We start from the raw sequence: 16,820 nt of genomic DNA on the forward strand, positions 1-16,820 counted from the left end.
CCCTGTCTGTTTTCTTACTTTAGGGGTATTATCCTCTGAGAGATCGGGCGGGTGCAAATATGAAAGAATCTAAATTAGGACGAGCAGCTTTCATTCTATTATGTCTTACTTTATGGATTTCCAAGTGTAATAATGCAGAATCCACTGCCCTGGATGGAAGTAAGCCCAGTCTTGCAGGTGCAATTACAATAGATCCTTCGATTTTCTGGAATTTATTCGTTACTCTTCCCCCTTACCCTTTGGTTGGCTATTATGACGAAGGAGAAACTACCTTTACCGTCGAAGAAAATAATGAATCGGATATTCTGGTCGGCATCCAAAACCCTCCAACAGACGGAAGCGTGATCGAATATAGATTTTACCCTAATGACAATATTTATTTTTCAACAGATCTAGATCCTAATACCGGTGAATCTTTAGGTTATTCCACAATTAGTTTCGCTCCGAATCCTCAAAACGCTAACTTCGATTATAAGACCACTGTGAATATCAACGGAGCTGAAGACGCAAATTGCCTAAGCACAACATATGATCTTGTCACAGTAGAGGTATCCTCCGGAATTTCTCAGACACTTAAAGTTAAAATAAAAGATATTGATAAATGTATTTTCGTAGCTACGAATAACGGAGCAGGTTACGCAGGAAACTTTGCTAAAAAGGCAATGGATAATACAACCTTCGCAGGTCCGGTAGAAGTTGCAGACGATATTTGTAATTCGAATGTTCCTGACGGAGTAAACAAAGACGTAGGTTATAAGGCTATGCTTGCTGTAAGTTATAGCCCGAGTAATAATCTCAGAAACCCTTCTACAGATTGGGTGTTTAGCTCCTACCTTAAGTATTATAGCCAGGGTGGTAAGAAGTTGGCATATAGTTTTACTTCTGGCACTACTATTGGATTTGCAAATGCACAACAATGGACAAATGCTCTTGGAACTTCCGGTAGAATATGGACAGGATTTAGTTCGATAGACTGGACAACTGATACTCCTACAGTAACTCAATGTGCATCATTACAAGTAACCGGAGCGCCGTATTCTTCTTGGTATTCTGCTACTGCAACTGGGACTCAAGGAGTTCTGTCTGCAGTAGATGGAAACTCTATTGCAGAAATGACTACTACGGATCCAGCCATTGTGATCCCGACTCTATGTTCTCAGAGACGGAATATTGTCTGCGTCGGCCAATAGCCTTTTCCATTAACTGAATAAGCCTATCTGACAGAAGTCGAGAAAGCCCCTTCCAATAAGGGGCTTTTTTTTCGAACAAGCCTTCGATTTATATCTTATTCCAATACATTTTAGTAAAAAAATTATTCCCTCGGGAAAAAAGGATCAAAGAGCTTAGGATCGATTGTTGCCCTTGTTATGGGGAAAACTATCCGAATTTTCCCCTCTTCTAAGTGGAGAACTAAAATGAAAAAATTCCTGAATTCAAACAAGATCATAAATGGATTTTACCTATTAATTCACGGATGTTTTCTACTCTCGTTTTTATTGGTCCAAGGCTGTAATAATGCCAAGGCAATAAGTATAGACGCAAGTTCTTCAGCCATAGGCGCCCTACTCTCCGATGGTGACTTTGGTATATTTGGGAATCTCGGAAATGCCGGAGGAACTTCTCCTGCTGCTACTTCTGCCGTAAATGTTTCTTTAAGTGGTTACGTAAATGTTACTGCTAACGATCTAAGTCTTACTTTATCCGATTCGACCGATAGTACAACCCAAACCTTAGCATTAACTGCAGACGGTTCTTATTCTTTCTCCACAGAACTTACCAGTGGAGATTCCTATTCGATCACATTAGATTCTTACACTCAAGGACAGTCTTGTAGTATTTCTACAAATGCAAGTGGCACTGCTGGTACTACCGGAACTGCTACAATTGTTTGCGAAAGACAATTAGCGATCGCTGCGGGATGGAAAACAAATGCTGGAACTCCAGTTTTAAAATTGTTTGGAGTAAATCATTCTGCTTCTCCTTATGTGGTAACAAAAAATCTATCTATTACCGTTGGAGGAGCGCCAAGCTCAGTTGACCCTGAATTGGTATGGACCGGAAGCAATTATTTACTTGTTTGGAAGTCTGCTGATACAACTATCAAAGGACAGTTTTATGATATAAGGCTCACTGCGATAGGATCTGCATTTACGATCTATACATTAACTGGTGTAACTATCGGAAAAGTTTCCGCAGCATATAGTTCAAGCGGAGAATTTGCAATAGTCTGGACAGAGGCTGCTTCTACAAGAGCAGCGAAATACCAAAGGATTAATTCTTCTACTGGTGCTACTATTGGAGCTACGACAACCATTGCATCTTCAACTAGTACGAATTATTTTAATGCGGACGTTACCTTAAGTGGTAGCACTTATTATACTGCATTTCGCCAAAGAACAAGTGGAGGAGCAAATTCTTTACTCGCTTATAGCTTCTCAACTGGGGCAGCTACTTCTGTAAAAACTTATACGGCTACTAACGGAACAGATTCTCTGGCTTTGGATTACCCTTCTTTACTAACTCAAGGTTCTAATATTTGGTTATTCTATAGCCAAACAAATACTGACGGCTCCGGAAACGTAAATTCGGCTACTTTAAAAAGTTCTAATAACTTCCAAGTTACTCCTGCAACAATGAGAACGGAAACAAGTCCTTACGGTTGCGACCCGGTCAATAGTAGTGGGGACCAATATATGATTCCTTCCGTAGCAATTGCAAACAGCACGAATCTATTGGTTTCCTATGATTCATTCTGTGCGGATATGGGAGTATATAATGAAGTGTCCAATCTTCCGGTTACGATCACTTCCGGGGCGATCACTTCCGGGGCTGCAGGAACTCCTACAGACTATTCCGTCTCCGAAATAGGCTCAAGTAGCACTATGGGTTCTTCCATTACTTGCAGAACTACAGCTTGTTTTATCGCCACAGGAGATGAATACAATGACACGATCTACTTATTCGATCCGAATTTTGACGGTAGTATCGGAGGAACTTCTACCATTTATCCTAATGATGGAAACGGTATTCAAACTCCCGTAACTGTGATCCAATAATTAGCAATACCATTTAAAACAAAAAACCCGGGCACTCTTTACGGTGGTCCGGGTTTTTCTATTTAGGGCAGAAGAGACCTTCTACACTAAAATAACTTATTTCCTATCTTAACTTAATAGCGAATCTCGTATTTCAATTCTCCATTCCAACCTAAACCATTTCCTCCGACAGTCATAGGCTGGTAAGAAGGAGCAAAACTAAATCTAAAGCCTGAGCTTGGTCCTTCTGCAACCCCTTGCTCTGCTTTTACTCCCAAATAATAGGAATAGAAGAGTTGTAATCCATAAGCAATCCCAAACAAGTATTGGTAATTATTGGATTCTCCTGCAAGATTTTGGTAATGGTTGAACGCGCCCTTGTTTACCAAGAAGGCTCCGATCAAACGTTGTGTAGTATTTGCAGGTAAGGAAAGAACAGGGTCGTTCAACGCAAATATGAAATAATTTCTTGCATTCTCCTCATAAGCGCTTTTAGCAGCACCAAAATCGTTCTGAGCCTTGACCGCCAGATATGTTGCCCCTAAAACTGCTACAAATGCTGCAGTAGCCCTATATTTTTTGTCTGCCTTCCAAATTCCCCAACCTGGAACAACTGCTGATTTGAGAGAATAATCCCAACGAGGTTTTTGGTACCATCTCTGGACCGCTGGTTCCTCTTCAGTCTTTTTAGGTTCCTCTTTAGGTTTAACAGGATCCTTTTTCACTTCCTGTTTAGGGGTATCTTTTAAGTTCAATTCAGCAATCTCAGTTTTGGGAATGGTTAGAACCTTTCCATCCACTTCGATCTGAACATCCGTACGTGTTTGGTTTACCACTTTCCCTTGTAGTACCTTTCCGTTTTTTAAGGTTAGGCTAGAGCCAAAAATGGAATGGGAAACGATTAGGAAACAAATTGCAAAAAGCCAACGATAAGGCATAATCTATCTTAAATCCCTTTGGTCTAGGATTACAGACACTAAAATTGTCTGCCTATAACCGTTTTAAAACTGATTGCTTTCTACAAGAAAAAACCGAATTTACTTGAAAAAAGACCAATAGAAAAAAATTTCTATTCTACCGTGTCTGAAACCTTGTTTTTTGAAAAACTATACAATAAAAATAAGGATCACTTGTTTTCATTTATTCGGCGCTCCGTCCAAGATGAATCCACAGCCTTGGACCTATTACAAGACACTTTTTTGAACTTCTTTAAACATTATTCCGGCAAGGAATTACCGGATGAGCAAGTCTCCAGGATGATCTTATTTAGGATCTCCAGAAATTTAATGATAAACCACGGCAAGTCCTATTATCAAAAGAACGTTGCTCTCGTTGGAGAGGAAACTTCTTCTTTATTTAGCTCCAAAGGCCAAGGTCCTGAAAGCCAGGTATTGGATGAGATGGAAGCTCAAAATCTTGGAAAGATAGTAAGCGAATTATTAAGCACCCTACCGGAAGAACAGAAGACTGCTATAGATCTGCGTTATACCCAAGGATGCAAATTGGAAGAGATAGCCTCAGTATTGGACTTATCCGTATCTGGGGTTTCCAGACTTCTGGAAAGAGCCGAAAAACAGCTTTTACAAGAGGGAAAGAAGAGAGGCATACAACCTTCTTCTTTTCTAAAATCCTAGGATTTTCGCCAATATGTATTTCGAACAATCGATTCATTTCGTCAAAAAAGCTATCCTCACTCAAAAAAATGAGCAAGGTACGTTCCTTCAGTTTGTTGATCCAACTGAGCGGGCAGGACAATGTGAACAGGCCCGGAACTAAAGGATACGGTAAAGAGGATGGAAAGAATGAACCCTGAATTCCAAACATTCGCAGAGCTCCTCAAAAAGTCTCTACCGGATTCTAAGGCACCGGACTTCGATCCAAAATGGGTCGGCATGTCTCCTCGCTTCTCTGTGGAGGCAAATATTATGCAATCTCCTACTAAGGACAATGTAGTTCAACTGAGCGGCTCCAAAAATAAAGTATGGTTCTTAGCTGCGGCAGCAATCCTATTCGTAGGAATTGGAGCCGGAACTTATTTCACTATTTTCAAAAAAGAAGCCGCACCTGTAGCTGAAGGCACACTGCTTAAAGCGGCGGTCGTATTCGTTAAAGGCGAAGCAAAAAATGTAAAAGAGACTCCAGTCGCATTACATTTAGGTGATATACTTAGCGAAGGCGATAAGATCGTAACGGGCAAAGGTGGATCGATCGATATCGGTCTGACCGATTCCAGCGTCATTCGCTTAAAAGAAAACTCTGAGTTAGTTCTCAAAAGTTTAAGACAAACGGACGCTTCTCAAATCAGGATTTCCTTAATGTCAGGTAAGATCCTGAACTTAGTTGAGAAGGAAAAGAAAAACGCAAACTACTTCGTAGATACTCCTACTGTGGTGGCTGCGGTCCGAGGAACTTCTTTCGAAGTTAATGCTTCCGATAAAGAATCTTCTGTCTTCGTGGTCGAAGGTGCTGTAGAAGTAACTCCTTTGATCCATGACAAGACTGAAAAAGCTTTAATCACCGGCGGATTGATCATAGTCACAAACGAAAAAGTCATAGTGATCGAAGATACAAAACGTGCAAAAGCAGAAGGTCCTGAATACGGCGATATGCGCAAGAACTTGAGTGGTCTGGACAAAGAAGTTCTGGCATCTACTCAAAACTTAAAAACCGCAAAGACCGAACAAGAGCTGGAAGAAATTTATGATAAAAGTATCGAACAAATCATAATGAAAGATGGCCGCGAGCTTAGAGGTGTTGTGGTTTCTCAAAAGAAAGGAAAACTGATCGTTCAAACACTGAAAGGATCTTATATCCTGGATGAGAACTCAGTCGAAAAGATCATCTATTAAGAAAAATTAATAGATAGTTCTAAAGCGAAGACCCGGGATTTCTTTCCCGGGTTTTTTTATACCTACTCAAACAGACCATTCACCTAATTTTTTATCAAAGGAGAAGGATCCAGCTCCTCTGAATAAAAGAGAAAGCGCAGCAGACACTGCGAGAATATGGTATTCGAAACCTTCTCCACCTTTGTCCCCGAACCAATTCATAAAGAAGCCGTATTCTTTATGAGTGAAACCTGCTACTGTCAATGTGATTGCAAGTCCAAGAGCCCAGAACCTGGTTAAGAACCCGAATACAAAACAGATGGTCCCAATGAATTCAAAACCAATAACCATTACTCCTAAAACATAAGGAGCACCCAGGGTCTCAGTAAAATAGTCCATTGCGGTATAGAACCCGGAACCTTCGAACCAACCCAATGCCTTTTGGGCCCCATGTGGGAAGACACAAATAGCAAGGCCCAATCTTAGGAATAAGGGACCTAACCCTTCTTTCGTTTGAAATAAATTATATAACATGCCGAATCTGCATCCTATAGAACCCAAATCCGAACATATTTCCATTCTAATTTATCTGCGCCGAGACCGGAAGCCTGCTTAGAAGCCAAAATAGGTTGTCGAAAGGGGTATTTCCGTAAATTTTGGCAATACGAACGCATCGGAAGGTACCTATGTCTGAAGAGACAGCCGAAAAGAAGAATAAAAAAATCAACAAGATGAGCGCAGGCGAGCTTGATCAAGCTCTGAAAGACGCAGTCGAGAAGATGAACGGGGAAACGAGCAAGTACGTACAACATCTTAAAGCGAGAAAAGAAGAACTCGCGAATAAGAAGTAAGCACTACTTTCAAAACCCGCAAAACCCTCCGCGGACTCGTGCGGAGGGATCTCAATATTCTCAGGAACCATGCTACAATTCATCGATATCAAGCACCGGTTCGGTAGCTCTACACTTTTCGAAAACTTCTCCTGGCATATCAAACCAGGTTCCAAGATTGCCTTAGTAGGACCAAACGGTTCAGGCAAATCCACCCTATTCAAAATGGCTGTCGGAGAACTAAATCCTGAAGAAGGTTTAGTCAGTCGATCCAAACATACTGAAATTTCTTTATTCCAACAGATCCCTGATTTCAATTTCGAAGCAAGGGTAATCGATACAGCACTTTCTAAACATAAACATTATAACGAATATATAAAACGTGCAGAAGACATTCATGCAAGAATGGACCGCACTGATCATGATTCTCCTGAGTTTACAGCGTTATTAGAAGAACAAAGCTCTTTAGAAGAATATGCATTTACTTATGGTGTCCATGAATTAGAAGCACAGGCAAAGAAGATCATTGGTGGTTTAGGCTTTTCTAATGATCAAATGGAGAAGAAGGTAAAAGAATTTTCTCCTGGTTACCAACATAGACTTGGACTTGCAATTGCAATTCTGAATCCAGGAAACCTTCTTCTCTTAGATGAACCAACCAACCACCTGGATCATGCTTCTAAGGCATGGCTTGCAGAATATTTAGTAGATACAAATCGTTCTTTCGTTCTGGTGACTCACGATCCAGAGTTTTTGAATGCAACTACTGAGACGATCGCAGAATTAAATCCTTCCGGTGTTCTGGAATTTAAAGGAACCTTAGAAGATTATTTCGAACATAAAAATGAACTTTTAGATAAGTTAAGACTTCAATTCAAAAAAGAAGAAGCATACTTAAAGAAAAGGACTGAGTGGATAGAACGTTTCCGGTCCAAGGCTACAAAAGCAAAAGCAGTCCAAAGTGTTATTAAACGATTAGAAAAAAGAGATAAGGTAGAAGAACCTGAGGATTCTTTCTGGAATTCCAAAACCGAATACAGGTTCAATTATACTCCTTGCGGAAATCTTTCTTTTAGAATAGAAAATGCTTCCTTCGCTTATGAAAAAACAGGGAAGAATATTTTCTCAAACGCGGAACTTCATGTTTCAAATGGGGATAAAATCGCGATCATCGGCCCGAACGGTGCCGGTAAATCCACTTTTTTAAGAAACATATTAGGAATTCATAAATTATCTGAAGGTTCTGTTACTTTCGGACCTAAAACAAAGATCGGCTACTTCTCCCAAAATCATCACGAGCACCTGGATCCTGAAAAAAATCTTTTAGAAACTATTCTTTCCGTGTATCCGGATCTTCCGGATGTGGAAGCTCGAAAACTATTAGGTTATTTTTCTTTTAGCGATGATAGAGTTTTTAAAAAAGTAGGACTTCTTTCCGGAGGAGAACAGAGCAGATTAAGATTGGCTCTATTAGTTAGATTCTCCTCTAATACTTTGTTTTTGGATGAACCTACAAACCACTTGGACTTAGTAGTAAGAGATAATTTAAAACGTGCACTCCAAGAATATCCTGGAGCAGTTTTGGTCATCTCCCATGACCCTGATTTTTTAAAGGATCTGTGCACAAGGACCGTTTCTGTTTCCAACGGAAAAGTAAAAGATCTGAATACAAGCTTCTCTGATTATCTAAAATTCCCTCCGGAAGAATTAGAAGCAGAAGGCGGTTTTACTGTAAAAGCTCCAGCTGAAAACGCGAGCAGCGAGAACAAGAGCAGATCTCAAAAGAACGCTGACAAAAATCGGGTTAAAAAAATCCAAAAAGAAATAGAACAAATCGAAGCTAAGATCGCTCTATTAGAAAAGAATAAATCCAACTCAGAGGAACTTCTCGCAGATCCGGAGTTTTATAAAAAGCGCAGTTATCAAATGGAATTAGACACTTATAACGAGACCAAAAAAGAGATCTCTAAATTGACTGAAACCTGGGAAAAGCTGCAAATCGAAATGGAAGAACTTTCTTCCGTAGTATAACGAATCCATAAGGAGACTGAATGAATCCGAAAGAATTAAAAAACAGATTAGATGCCAGAAAATCGGGAAGTGATGATTTTTACCTTCTGGATGTACGTAACCCTAACGAACAAGAGATTAGCACTATTGATGGAACAGATCTTTTAATTCCTGTTGCTGAATTGCCTGGTCGAATCGGAGAATTGGATTCTTGGAAATCTTCCGGAAAAGAAATTATAGTATATTGCCGTTCCGGAGCAAGATCTGCAAATGCGTGTGGAGTTTTAAAATCCACAGGATTCTCCAAAGTATTTAACTTAGAAGGAGGGATCCTTTTATATTCTGATGAGGTGGATCCGTCCCTGGCTAAATATTAAGAATTTATCATTTACTTAGATAAAAACTTAGAGATGGCCGGAAGAACTACTTCCGGCTTTTCTATATGAGGTAAATGTCCAGCATCTTTCACCAAAACGAATTCGGCGTTCAAAAGCTCCTTCACATATTCTCCTTTTTCCAAAGGAGTAGTATGGTCCTGAGCTCCCCAAAAAACCAACACCTGCTTTTTAGTTAAGGCCAAACTTTCGAATTCAGGTTTAGGATCGAAAGAAATAATATTTCGGATCGTAGAAAGAATAGCTCTTCCAAAACCTTTAAAGCTAAGCTGAGTCTCGTATTTCTCCACCCAACCGCTCGGAACCTTAGAAGGATCTACAAAATCAGCAGAGATACCTTTAGGCAAAGAAGGAATATAAACAACAGAGCTTAAATATTCTCCAACCAAAGGAATAGTCAGAGGGAATGTATTCGTCTTTGAAGTAAAAGGATCTACTAAAACCACTTTGTTGATCTGGTCAGGATGTTTAGAAACATAATGAGCAACTATAGGACCTCCCATAGAAAGTCCCATTATATCGAAAGATGCATTTATATGCAGAAAATTTAATAGATCAGAGATCTGAGTTGTAAACAGGTCCAGATTATAAACTGTATCCGGTCTGTCAGAATACCCTCTACCATACAGATCAAAACGTAAAACTCGGAAACCCGCATCCGTAAGTGATTTTTGAACAGGGTCCCAAATAAAATATGGAGTAGAAAAACCGTGAACTAAAACTACAAGATTTCCTTTTTCAGGCCCGGACAATTCATAATGAGTCCAGCCTAAAGGAAGTTCTGCAAATTGTCCGGAGACTCCGGAACGGATCGATTCGTTTAATTCGATTTTTTCTCTAGAGCGTACAAATGGCAAAGCGGTAAGTACGATGAGTACAAATACCGCTAGGCCTAGGAGATATTTCTTTTTCATTCTTTATCTAAAAGAATTTTACGGAAAAATAAAAAGCCTTCGTCGAGAGGATCGCCGATCCCTCTTTTTTTCAACATTCCAGTCATATCCAAAACGATAATCCCATACATCCAGGAATACATTGTTCTCGCTAGAGAAGGATAATCTTCTTCTTTGATCTTGAATTCCCCCGATCTAACGCCCGCTCGGATAGTTTCCAAAAAAACGCGATAACTGGTTGGAAGTTTAGGGAACGCTTTTCTATGCATATGCCCATGAACTGTATTGAACATTACCTTATGCAACTCTTGGTTATTTCCCGAAAAATCGTAATAAGCCCTTGCGATCAGGGTCAATTTTTCGTAAGAATTTTTTCCGTTCAGTCTAGAAGCTCTAAGTGTTTCGGTTAACTGAGCTTCTCCCTGGGAAATGATAATTTTGATAATATCTTGCTGGCTTTTGAAATGAGAATAGGGACTCGCTACACTACAATCCAACTTCTCGGCGATCCTTCTCATGGAAAGCCCATCAATTCCCTCTTCGTTCAATATATCCAACGCCGCCTGGACGATGGATTCTTTATTTAAACTATTTCTAGTGCGCCTTCTTGGACGCGGAGCAGCTACTGCAGTCATAATTTTTGCCTTAAGAACGATCGAAAGCCGAGAACGGCTCGAATATCGTCCCCATTGTCCAGTTATCCCAAAAATGGGCAGGATGTTCAAGAGTTTCCTTTTCAAATTAAGGGATTTTCCTAGTATAGGATACAAAAAAAATAGAAACGGACCCCTAGAATGAAAGCAACTGCCTCTTCCAAGGTTAAACCAAAGACCAAAGCCTCAAAAAACACACAACAATCACCCAAAAAAGCCACAAACGCCAAAAATGGGGCCCAATCCTCTAAGAGACATTTTCCAGCTCCTTGGTCATTAACAGGAGAAGGATTCCTATTCCCCCTATTCGGTAGGAAGTCCTACAACTCTGAAATGGCATTTTTGGATGAAGAAGATCGTAAATCCTACAAAGGAGGACTTGGTTCTTTGATGTTAGTGAATTATGAAAGATCTGATGTAGGACCTTATCACGAACTTTTATATATCCCTGGGAATTTCGAACATAAGGATACAAATTATAAAAGGATCACTCGCATTTTTGTATCCAGCCAAACTTCTGTAGACGAAGGAATTCGTAACTGGGCTATTCCAAAAGAAAGAGCAGACTTCGTTTGGAAAAAAGAAGGCCGAGTAACTAAGATAGAAGTTTCCAGAGATGGAAAAACTTTTTTCAAAATTAAGATCCGCACATTAGGTTTTAATTTTCCCGTAAGCACTTCTATTCTTCCTTATGTACTTTTACAAAAAGCAGAAGATGGATCCAAACTTAGCACAGCATTTATAGGCACAGGAAAAGGAAAATTCGCAAGGATAGAATCCGTTTGGTCGGATGAAACAATCTTTCCTGACTTTATCAAAGGTGGAGGAATGAAAACTGGAATAGGAGCTTCTCCTTTCTATCTCACCTTCCCTGTCGCAGAACTTGTAGAATAAGCTAAACATTAAAATTTGATAAAATACCTTTTATAAAAAATCCGCGAGGAGTGTGCTATGAAGAAATTCCGTTTAGCGATTATTCTTCCGTTCTTATTTTTGCTTTTTTCCGGATCAGTATTTTCCGGAACAGCCAAACCTCAGATTAGAGATTTTAATTTTGAGGCTGGAATGTCCAAGGTAGACATCACTGGACCTCCAACAGGGATCATGTTCTGGGGTTACGCACAAGAAGGTCAAAAAGGAGAAGGTATACATCTCCGACAATTCGCAAGAGCCCTAGTTATCAAAGATCCTAAGAGCGGGAAAGTATTAGCTTATGTGACTGCGGAATTAGGTGGTGTTCCTCATGAAGTCCAGAGAGACGTAGTAGCTCGATTGAAGAAGGAAGTAGATCCTAATTTTAATTTGGCAAACGTTCTTTTGAACGCTTCTCATACTCATAGCGCTCCTGCCGGATTTTTCCATTATATTCAAAATTCAATATATACTACTAAGTTTTTTCCTGAATATTATTCGGTAATCACAAATGGTATCTTTCAGGCGATCAAAGAAGCTTATTCTAAAAAAGAAATAGCTCAGTTATTGATCGGAAGCGCAATTGTAGAAGGCGCTGGAGCAAATCGTTCTTTAGTAGCTTACCAAGCAAATCCTAAAGAAGAAAGAGATAAGTATAATTCAGATACTGATAAAACGATGATCCAAATCTCTGTGAATACAAGAAGAGGTGTTATCGGGATTGTAAACTGGTTCGGGGTGCACACAACAAGTATGACCTTCGACAATCATTTGGTTTCTACAGATAATAAAGGATATGCTTCTTATCTTTCAGAATTTGAAGCTTCGAAAAGAGGACAAAAAGATTTTATCGCAATCTTTGCTCAAGCAAACGAAGGGGATGTAACTCCAAACCTAAACCTGAATAATACTGGGCCCGGAAAAGATATGTTCGAGAGCACCAAGATCATTGGAGAAAGACAATATCATGCAAGTGCTAAGATCTTAAATGATGATAATCTCAGAGCATTACCTTCCGGCCTTAACTATACTCAGTCTTTTATAGATATGCCTAACTCAATTGTTCGTAAGGAATTTTCGGAAACTGGAAAGGACGAAAGAACTTGTTTGTCCGCATATGGATATGCTTTAGCTGCGGGTTCTACAGAAGAAGGTGGAGGACATTGGCTTTTCCATGAAGGAATGAAGGATGAGGATAGAAAATTCTATATTGATTGGTTAGCAGCAAGATTACTCCAAGCTCCAAGCGATGAATTGCGAGTTTGCCAAAAACCTAAGGCAATCCTATTTCCAATGGGAGAAACAAAACCGGATCCTTCTCTTTCTCAAATTCTTCCTTTGGGTCTTGCTACAATCGGTGATTTTGCTTTAATCGTTTCACCTAATGAAGTTACTACGATGTCTAGCAGAAGGATGAAAGAAACGGTTAAAAAAGTTTTAGGAACTAAGATCAAAGAGATCGTACTTTCAGGCTTAACTAACGATTTTGCAGGATATATCACTACCAAGGAAGAATATTCTACTCAACAATACGAGGGTGGACACACTCTTCATGGACCTTTTAGTTTGGATCTTTTCAGACAAGAATACGACAGACTTGCAAATGATCTTTTAAAGAACAAGACAAGCGTTCAAGGACCATCTCCTAAAGATTTGAGTTCTACAGTTATAGGCACTGATATTCCTCATAGAGATAGGATCTCTTCTTTCGAACCTAAAATCAAAACTCCGAATGAGAATATTGCAAAGACAGGAGAAACCGTTTCTTGCGAAGTCAGTTCCATAAATCCAAACATCTCTTATCCAAAACAAAAATCCTATTTTGATGTGGAGAAAAAAGAAGGAGATAAATGGATAACTGCTTATACGGATTCAAGCTGGGCCACTAAATTCTATTATAAAAAATCATTCTTACCTTTGTTTGATGATAAGATCCGATTGGTTTGGGAAACGGATAAGAATGATACGCCTGGAGTTTATAGGTTAAAACATTCTTCCTTCTATATTAACAAAGAAGGAAAAGAAGTCCCATTCTCTATTGATTGCCCCGAATTCGAATTAAAATAGTATGACTCGGAAACGGCGTAAATTGGAATGGTAGTACACCGTATTGATCTGCAGTTAATAACTGCGTTATGTTAATATTTTTAGGACTGGAAAATGGAAGAAGCAGTTTTGTTAGACGGAATCCGCACCCCTTTCGGAAATTTCGGCGGAACATTAAAAGATGTAAGCGCAGTGGATTTAGGAGTATTAGTTTCTAAATCATTGTTGGAAAGAACAGGAGTTAATCCTTCCGATATAGGTGAGTCTATTTTCGGAAACGTGGTCCCTACTGGAAAAGAAGCTATCTACTTAGCGAGACATATAGGACTCAAAACCGGATTACCTATCACAGTTCCAGCTTTGACCTTGAACAGGCTTTGCGGTTCCGGAATGGAAGCAATCATACAAGCAGCTAAAAAAATCTACTTGGGAGAATCTGAAGCGGTTCTTGCAGGTGGATCTGAATCCATGAGCAATGCACCTTATGTTGTGCGTAACGCAAGGTGGGGAGTTAAATATGGTTCTGCTGAATTCGAAGATTCATTAGAGCAAGGATTAACTGACCAATACGTTGGACTTATCATGGGTGCTACTGCAGAAAATCTTGCAGACCAATACAAGATCAGCAGAGCAGAACAAGATGAATGGGCTGGAATTTCCCAAACCAGAGCAGAAAAAGCTACAGTAGAAGGTAGACTAAAAGAAGAAATTCTTTCTGTAACCGTTGGCGGAAAGAAGCCAGTTACATTAGAAAAAGATGAATTTATCAAAGGTGCTGCTTCTATCGAAAAACTTTCAGGACTAAGACCTGCTTTTAGAGAAGGTGGAACAGTTACTGCTGGAAACGCATCTGGTCTAAATGATGGAGCTGCTGCTACTATCATTACTTCTGCTTCTTACGCTAAGAAGATTGGTAAAAAACCTTTAGCGATCATTAGAGGATACGGACACGCAGGATGTGATCCTGCGAAAATGGGAATCGGACCTGCATTAGCAATTCCTATCGCTCTTAAAAAAGCAGGCTTAAAACTTTCAGACATGAGCCTTGTAGAAGTAAACGAAGCGTTTGCTGCTCAGTATCTTGCAGTCCAAAAGGAATTAGGTCTAAATCCTGAGATCACAAACGTAAATGGTGGAGCAGTTGCGATCGGGCATCCGCTCGGGGCAAGTGGCGCAAGAGTAACTATAACTTTAGCTTACGAACTTAGAAGAAGAAAGGCAAAATACGGAGTCGCTTCTCTTTGTATCGGTGGTGGACAAGGGATAGCTCTTATCCTGGAAAACCCGGAAGCATAATAAAAAAGACTAGGTCCCGCTTGGTTTGCAGGACCTAGTCCAGTTCTCACTTCCCTAGTTTACGCTTTTATAATCTATTTTCCAATTCGAATGCTTCTGCCAAAAGTTCGTAAGAACGAACCCTGTCTTTAAAATCGTAAGTGATTGTAGAAACCACTACTTCATCTATCCCATATTCTTCAGTCAGATCTAAAATCCTTTTTTTAACTGTATCGGGAGTTCCTACAATCATTCTCCCCCGATTATGTAATAATCTGACCCTTTCCATATCAGAATATACGTAAGGTTTAATTTCTTCGTAAGAAAGTATACCTTCACTAATTCCTTTTTCAATATTTAAAAGTTGCCTGTCCATTACAGCCTGTAGTTCTTCTGCCTTCTCTTTTGTATCAGCACATAACACGAAAATACCTACACTTGCATGAGGAGTCGGAAGAGCTTCGGAAGGTTGGAATCTTTCTTTATAAGCCCGAATGCTAGCATATCCTCCTGTTGGATTGATAAACTGTGCGAAAGATAGAGCCATTCCAAAATGGGCCGCGATCAAAGCGCTTTCTCCACTCGAAGTTAATATCCAAAGTTCAGGACAAGTTTCTGCGACAGGGATCGCTTTTACCTTCTCTTGGATAGAATCAGGTTCTGCATTGTCCGTCAAGAAATCTCGTAAATCCATCAATTGTTGGATAAAATCATTTTGAACAAAACTGTTAGAAGGATTCAATATAGCAGCCGTTAGTCGATCTCCGCCAGGCGCCCTGCCAAGTCCAAGATCTATTCTTCCCGGAAACAAAGTCTCGAGCATTCTAAAATTTTCGGCCACCTTGAGAGAACTATGATTCGGAAGCATAATACCACCTGAACCCATTCGAATCCCTTTTGTTTCGCCAGCAAGATGAGAAATCAAAACTTCAGGAGAAGATCCGGCCAGTCCCAGAATATTATGATGTTCTGAAACCCAATATCTATGATAGCCTAACCTATCAGTAAGTTTTGCAAGTTCGATAGTCTCCTGGACCGCTTGGGATGCGGTCCCACCTTTACGAATTGGAGACTGATCTAAAACACTTAATCGGATCATATTAGAATGCAGACTTGACCACTCCCCCGTCTACTCTGAGTGCAGCACCATTTGTTGCGGAAGAAAGTGGAGAAGAAAGATAAACCGCAAGATTTGCGACTTCTTCTACTGTTGCGAATCTTTGTAAAAGAGAGGTAGGTCTTGCGTTTTTGAAAAATTCTTTTTCTACAGTTGAAGTGGAAACGTTTTGTTGTTTGGCAAGATCTTCTAAAAATCCTTCTACACCTTCGGAACGAGTTGGTCCTGGGAGAATAGAATTTACAGTAACATTGGTTCCTTTTGTGAGTTCTGCAATTCCTCTGCCTAAAGAAATCTGAGCACTTTTTGTGACTCCGTAATGGATCATTTCATTCGGGATCTGAATTCCGGATTCACTGGATATAAATAAGATCCTCCCCCAATTCTTTTTAAGCATAGAAGGTAGGTAAGCTCTGGAAAGTCTGACCCCACTCAAAACATTTACCTCGAAAAATCGGATCCAATCTTCGTCCGGGATATCTACAAAATCTTTAGGTTCGAAAATCCCAACATTATTCACAAGAATATCTACATTAGGAAATTTTGATGCAATTTTGTTTACTTCTTCTTTGTTAGAAAAATCTGCTTCCACTCCGAGAAGATTTGCTTTGGGGACTTTTTTCTGAATGGTAGAGATGGCTTCTTCCACCCTGGCTTTGGTCCTTCCATTTATAATGACCTGCGCTCCTTCTGCCGCGAGGCCCGTAGCGATTGCGAGGCCGATTCCGGCAGTTGATCCTGTGACTAATGCGATTTTATCTTTGAGTTGGGTATCCATGTATTATTTTCCATTACTTAGACGAAGCTAACGCAGATCTAGGCAAAA

Annotated in this window: 16 protein-coding genes; 10 read left to right on the top strand and 6 right to left on the bottom strand. The window is 39.9% G+C overall.

Features of this window, described 5'->3' with window-relative positions:
* Positions 1-59 precede the first annotated feature (59 nt).
* Together CH362_RS00230 and CH362_RS00235 are read left to right on the top strand one after the other, a co-directional pair.
* The gene (locus CH362_RS00230) at positions 60-1,190 is read left to right on the top strand and encodes a DUF1554 domain-containing protein (RefSeq protein WP_100708369.1); all 1,131 of its coding nucleotides are present in this window, start codon (positions 60-62) and stop codon (positions 1,188-1,190) included.
* 225 nt (positions 1,191-1,415) lie between these two features.
* The gene (locus CH362_RS00235) at positions 1,416-3,056 is read left to right on the top strand and encodes a hypothetical protein (protein WP_100709208.1); all 1,641 of its coding nucleotides are present in this window, start codon (positions 1,416-1,418) and stop codon (positions 3,054-3,056) included.
* Positions 3,057-3,169: 113 nt separating this feature from the next.
* Here CH362_RS00235 and CH362_RS00240 read toward each other — a convergent pair whose 3' ends face one another.
* The gene (locus CH362_RS00240; protein ID WP_100708370.1) at positions 3,170-3,973 is read right to left on the bottom strand and encodes an LA_0442/LA_0875 N-terminal domain-containing protein; all 804 of its coding nucleotides are present in this window, start codon (positions 3,971-3,973) and stop codon (positions 3,170-3,172) included.
* Positions 3,974-4,114: 141 nt separating this feature from the next.
* Between CH362_RS00240 and CH362_RS00245 the strand changes: the two genes are divergently transcribed.
* A complete protein-coding gene (locus tag CH362_RS00245) occupies positions 4,115-4,669 on the top strand; it encodes an RNA polymerase sigma factor (protein ID WP_425269001.1) in 555 nt (184 codons plus the stop codon).
* A 159-nt stretch (positions 4,670-4,828) separates the two neighbouring features.
* Positions 4,829-5,884, top strand: a complete 1,056-nt coding sequence (locus tag CH362_RS00250) for a FecR family protein (RefSeq protein ID WP_100708371.1) — start codon at positions 4,829-4,831, stop codon at positions 5,882-5,884.
* Positions 5,885-5,950: 66 nt separating this feature from the next.
* On the opposite strand, the gene CH362_RS00255 is transcribed toward CH362_RS00250, so the two are convergent.
* Positions 5,951-6,397, bottom strand: a complete 447-nt coding sequence (locus CH362_RS00255; RefSeq protein WP_100708372.1) for a DoxX family protein — start codon at positions 6,395-6,397, stop codon at positions 5,951-5,953.
* Between the two features lie 152 nt (positions 6,398-6,549).
* Here CH362_RS00255 and CH362_RS19200 point away from each other — a divergent pair, with 152 nt between their 5' ends.
* From CH362_RS19200 to CH362_RS00265, 3 genes are all read left to right on the top strand, one after another.
* Entirely contained in the window at positions 6,550-6,714 is a 165-nt protein-coding gene (locus CH362_RS19200; RefSeq protein WP_165780203.1) for a hypothetical protein, read from the top strand.
* 69 nt (positions 6,715-6,783) lie between these two features.
* On the top strand, positions 6,784-8,724 hold the full coding sequence (locus CH362_RS00260) for an ABC-F family ATP-binding cassette domain-containing protein (RefSeq protein WP_100708373.1): 1,941 nt from the start codon (positions 6,784-6,786) through the stop codon (positions 8,722-8,724).
* 20 nt (positions 8,725-8,744) lie between these two features.
* Complete coding sequence (locus tag CH362_RS00265; RefSeq protein ID WP_100708374.1) at positions 8,745-9,080, top strand: rhodanese-like domain-containing protein; 336 nt, start codon at positions 8,745-8,747, stop codon at positions 9,078-9,080.
* 11 nt (positions 9,081-9,091) lie between these two features.
* Here CH362_RS00265 and CH362_RS00270 read toward each other — a convergent pair whose 3' ends face one another.
* A complete protein-coding gene (locus CH362_RS00270; protein ID WP_100708375.1) occupies positions 9,092-10,012 on the bottom strand; it encodes an alpha/beta fold hydrolase in 921 nt (306 codons plus the stop codon).
* Positions 10,009-10,626 carry a TetR/AcrR family transcriptional regulator gene (locus tag CH362_RS00275; RefSeq protein WP_020769708.1) on the bottom strand — a complete coding sequence of 206 codons (618 nt, stop codon included), beginning with the start codon at positions 10,624-10,626 and terminating at the stop codon, positions 10,009-10,011. The genes CH362_RS00270 and CH362_RS00275 overlap by 4 nt, the downstream gene beginning before the upstream one ends.
* A 159-nt stretch (positions 10,627-10,785) precedes the next feature.
* On the opposite strand from CH362_RS00275, the gene CH362_RS00280 reads away from it, so the two are divergent.
* The 3 genes from CH362_RS00280 (at position 10,786) to CH362_RS00290 (ending at position 14,898) form a co-directional block, all read left to right on the top strand.
* Complete coding sequence (locus tag CH362_RS00280) at positions 10,786-11,538, top strand: acetoacetate decarboxylase family protein (protein WP_100708376.1); 753 nt, start codon at positions 10,786-10,788, stop codon at positions 11,536-11,538.
* A gap of 57 nt (positions 11,539-11,595) precedes the next feature.
* Positions 11,596-13,623, top strand: coding sequence for a neutral/alkaline non-lysosomal ceramidase N-terminal domain-containing protein (locus CH362_RS00285; RefSeq protein WP_100708377.1), 2,028 nt, complete (start codon positions 11,596-11,598; stop codon positions 13,621-13,623).
* A gap of 93 nt (positions 13,624-13,716) precedes the next feature.
* Positions 13,717-14,898: an acetyl-CoA C-acetyltransferase gene (locus tag CH362_RS00290; protein WP_100708378.1), complete on the top strand. Its 1,182-nt coding sequence runs from the start codon at positions 13,717-13,719 to the stop codon at positions 14,896-14,898.
* Between the two features lie 67 nt (positions 14,899-14,965).
* On the opposite strand, the gene CH362_RS00295 is transcribed toward CH362_RS00290, so the two are convergent.
* Both CH362_RS00295 and CH362_RS00300 read right to left on the bottom strand, forming a co-directional pair.
* Positions 14,966-15,976, bottom strand: a complete 1,011-nt coding sequence (locus CH362_RS00295) for an LLM class flavin-dependent oxidoreductase (RefSeq protein ID WP_100708379.1) — start codon at positions 15,974-15,976, stop codon at positions 14,966-14,968.
* Position 15,977: 1 nt separating this feature from the next.
* Positions 15,978-16,772: an SDR family NAD(P)-dependent oxidoreductase gene (locus CH362_RS00300; RefSeq protein ID WP_100708380.1), complete on the bottom strand. Its 795-nt coding sequence runs from the start codon at positions 16,770-16,772 to the stop codon at positions 15,978-15,980.
* Positions 16,773-16,820 lie beyond the last annotated feature (48 nt).

Source organism: Leptospira saintgironsiae (assembly GCF_002811765.1).
Classification (GTDB): Bacteria; Spirochaetota; Leptospiria; order Leptospirales; family Leptospiraceae; genus Leptospira_B; species Leptospira_B saintgironsiae.